This is a genomic window from Streptomyces sp. URMC 124 (assembly GCF_051386455.1).
In the GTDB taxonomy this organism is placed as follows: domain Bacteria; phylum Actinomycetota; class Actinomycetes; order Streptomycetales; family Streptomycetaceae; genus Streptomyces.
Genome location: NZ_JBPQTS010000281.1, coordinates 1 through 3,613, shown reverse-complemented (window position 1 = coordinate 3,613; position 3,613 = coordinate 1). Strand labels below are relative to the sequence as shown.

Sequence of the window (3,613 nt, the reverse complement as noted above, 5' to 3'; positions counted from 1 at the left end):
GGACAGGGGTGTCCGGGGCTCACGGGGATGTCCCCGGGGTGCCTCGGGGGTGTGCCTGGGGGTGGCGCACGGCCGGACCGCAGGGGAATGGCCGGATCCCGACTAGAACAGCTCATGAGGTCTGTGGGACTCCTGTGACAGGAATGCCCCTATGGGTACACATATGGCGGAGGTGTGCAGGAAAAACAGCGGCGCGACCGGGGGTTCGGCAGGATAATTTATGGCCTCCCCTCTTGAGCAGGAGAAGCGCGCACGGATACGGTGTCTTAACGCCAAGTTCTCCCGAGGAGGGGCAGCCATGACGGAAATCCTTGCGTCGTCGGCGATAGCGACCGACAATTCGGCCGCCGACCCGGTGATCGATCACCCCGCGTGGGCGGTGCTCAAGGACGCCGTGGAAACGATCCGGCCGTGGCAGTCCCCGGACGGCTCGATCGACCTCGCCGCGGAGGGCGCCCCACCGGGCGAGACCGTCCGGGCCGAGGTGGAGCGTGTCGCGGAGGCCGTAGAGCAGCTCTCGCCGCTCGTCCCGCACGACGCCGCCTATCACGCGGCCCTGGTCGCGGACCTGCGCCGCTGGGCCGAGGGCGGCTTCGGCGTGCCGGACTTCCTCGACTCGCTGCTCGCCTTCCAGCCGGCCGCCCGGCGCGAGGACGGCCGCCAGCACCTGGTCGTCTTCCCGATGTACACCCAGAACGGCAACCCCGACCGCAACTTCGAGGCCGTCGTCCTGCGCATGGTCTGGCCCGAGTGGCTCTCCGAGCTGGAGCGCACCCGCTACGACAACCCGCTCTTCCTCGGCATCACCTTCGAGGACTTCACCTCCGGCTACGACACCAACTCCGCGGTGCTCTTCCCGGAGACCATCGCCGTCCGCGAGGCCCCCGAGCGCTTCACCTGGGGCGGCATCTTCTGCGACCGCGAGGCGGCCCGCTTCCGCCGGGTCACCGAGGCGGCCGTCTCCGCCCTGGGCCTGGAGCTGCCCGCCGACATCCAGGACATGATCGGCGACCAGCACCGCTGCGAGCAGGCCTTCGTCCTGTGGGACATGGTCCACGACCGCACGCACAGCCACGGCGACCTGCCCTTCGACCCCTTCATGATCAAGCAGCGGCAGCCGTTCTGGATGTACGGCCTGGAGGAGCTCCGCTGCGACCTCACCGCCTTCAAGGAGGCCGTGAAGCTGGAGGCCGAGGGCAACGCCCACGGCCGCGACGTGCAGTACGCCGTCCTCTTCGACCGGATGTTCCGCTTCCCGGTCACCGGCGACCGCGTCCGCAACTACGACGGTCTCGGTGGCCAGCTGCTCTTCGCGTACCTCCACCGGCACGACGTCGTACGCTGGACGGACAACACTCTGCACATCGACTGGGACCGCGCACCGCAGGTCACCAACCAGCTCTGCGGCGAGATCGAGAAGCTCTACCGCGACGGCATCGACCGGCCCAAGCTGGTCCACTGGCTCGCCGCCTACGAACTGGTCTCCACCTACCTCGCCCCGCACCCCGGCTCCGTCTGGGCCAAGGGACCCGAGGCCCTCGACCTCACCCAGCCGCCCCGCAAGCTCGTGGACGACGTGCTGCCGGACGAGTTCCCGCTCAGCATGTTCTACGAGGCGCTTGCCAAGAAGCTGCGTCACGTGATCGCCTCGACCAAGGGGATCACCGCGGCGAAGGCCGAGCGGGTGGCCGCGTGAGCGAGCAGACGAAGGAGACGACCATGAGCACTCCCACCAACGGCAACGGCCGGCTGGACGGCGCCGTCGTGGCTGTGGCGGGGGCCGCCGGCCCCGCGGGCCGCGCCACGCTGCTGCGACTGGCCGAGGCCGGTGCGACGGTCGTCGCCTCCGACGCGGACGCCGCCCGCCTCGCCGAGGCCGTGGACGCCGCCCGCTACGCCCACGGCGGCGCCACCGTCACCGGCGACACCGTGGACCTGCTGGACCTGGAGGCCACGCGCCGCTGGGTGGACCGCACCGAGAAGGAGTTCGGCCGCATCGACGGCCTGGTTCACCTCGTGGGCGGCTGGCGCGGCTCGGCCTCCTTCGCCGAGACCGACCTCGCCGACTGGGAGCTGCTCGAGAAGCTGCTCATCCGCACCGTGCAGCACACCTCGCTGGCCTTCGAGCCCGCCCTGCAGCGCAGCGGCAACGGCCGGTACCTGCTCATCAGCGCGGCGGGCGCCAGCAAGCCCACCGCGGGCAACGCCGCCTACGCCGCCTCCAAGGCCGCCGCGGAGGCGTGGACGCTCGCCCTGGCCGACTCCTTCCGCAAGGCGGCGGGCGAGGACGCGCCGTCGGCCGCCGCCGCCATTCTGATCGTCAAGGCTCTGGTGCACGACGCCATGCGCGCCGAGCGCCCGAACGCGAAGTTCGCGGGCTTCACCGACGTCAACGACCTCGCCGAGGCCATCGTCGGCGTGTGGGACAAGCCCGCCCAGGAAGTGAACGGAACCCGTCTGTGGCTGACTCCGCAAGCGTGAGCACGACCCCGTCGGCCGGGACCGACGCGATACGCCGTCACGACCCCGAGGTGCGCGGCTTCGCCAGCGACAACTACGCGGGCGCGCACCCCGAGATCCTCGCGGCGCTCGCCGTCGCCAACGGCGGCCACCAGGTCGCCTACGGCGAGGACGACTACACCGCCCACCTCCAGGACGTGATGCGCGGCCACTTCGGCCCCACCGCCGAAGCGTTCCCGGTCTTCAACGGCACGGGCGCCAACGTCGTCGCCCTGCAGTCCCTGACCGAGCGCTGGGGTGCGGTGATCTGTGCCGCCAGCGCGCACATCCACGTCGACGAGTGCGGTGCCCCCGAGCGCGTCGGCGGCCTGAAGCTGCTGACCGTGCCCACCGAGCACGGCAAGCTCACCCCGGAGCTGATCGACCGCGAGGCGTTCGGCTGGGACGACGAGCACCGGGCGCAGCCGCAGGTCGTGTCGATCACCCAGACCACCGAACTGGGCACGTGCTACACGCCCGAGGAGATCCGGGAGATCTGCGACCACGCCCACGAGCGGGGCATGAAGGTCCACCTCGACGGGGCGCGCATCGCCAACGCCGCGGCCACCCTCGGGGTCCCGCTGCGGGCCTTCACCACCGACGCCGGCGTCGACGTGCTCTCCTTCGGCGGCACGAAGAACGGCATGGTCTTCGGCGAGTGCGTCGTCGTCCTCGACCCGGACGCGGTGCGGGCGATGAAGCACCTGCGCAAGATGTCCATGCAGCTCGCCTCCAAGATGCGGTTCGTCTCGGCCCAGTTCGAGGCGCTGCTCGGCGGCGACCTGTGGCTGCGCAGCGCCTCGCACGCCAACGCCATGGCCGCGCGCCTGGCCGAGCGCGTGCGGGCCGTGGAGGGCGTGGAGGTCCTGCACCCCGTGCAGTCCAACGCCGTCTTCGCCCGGCTCCCCCACGACGTGAGCGAGCGCCTGCAGAAGCGCTACCGCTTCTACTTCTGGGACGAGGGCGCCGGCGACGTCCGCTGGATGTGCTCCTTCGACACGACCGAGGCCGACGTCGACGCCTTCGCCGCGGCCCTCGCGGAGGAGATGGGCCGGCAGTAAGGGCCCGCGCCCCGCGCGAAGAACAGAAGAGGCACCCGGTCGGTGACGGTGTC

The 3,613-nt window shown here is 71.0% G+C and carries 3 protein-coding genes; all 3 read left to right on the top strand.

Going from position 1 to position 3,613, the window contains the following annotated elements; genetic code table 11:
* Positions 1-298: 298 nt before the first annotated feature.
* Genes ACSNOG_RS32115 through ACSNOG_RS32105 form a run of 3 tightly spaced genes read left to right on the top strand, consistent with a single transcriptional unit; the run spans position 299 to position 3,560 of the window.
* Entirely contained in the window at positions 299-1,696 is a 1,398-nt protein-coding gene (locus tag ACSNOG_RS32115) for a DUF6421 family protein (RefSeq protein WP_436756230.1), read from the top strand.
* A 23-nt stretch (positions 1,697-1,719) separates the two neighbouring features.
* Positions 1,720-2,481 carry an SDR family NAD(P)-dependent oxidoreductase gene (locus ACSNOG_RS32110; protein ID WP_436756229.1) on the top strand — a complete coding sequence of 254 codons (762 nt, stop codon included), beginning with the start codon at positions 1,720-1,722 and terminating at the stop codon, positions 2,479-2,481.
* Entirely contained in the window at positions 2,460-3,560 is a 1,101-nt protein-coding gene (locus ACSNOG_RS32105; RefSeq protein ID WP_436756228.1) for a threonine aldolase family protein, read from the top strand. Before ACSNOG_RS32110 ends, ACSNOG_RS32105 begins: the two co-directional genes overlap by 22 nt.
* Positions 3,561-3,613: the final 53 nt, after the last annotated feature.

Excerpts from the sequence above, each read along its gene's own strand:
- ACSNOG_RS32115 (WP_436756230.1), top strand. The coding sequence starts at position 299 with ATGACGGAAATCCTTGCGTCGTCGGCGATAGCGACCGACAATTCGGCC.
- ACSNOG_RS32110 (WP_436756229.1), top strand. The coding sequence starts at position 1,720 with ATGAGCACTCCCACCAACGGCAACGGCCGGCTGGACGGCGCCGTCGTG.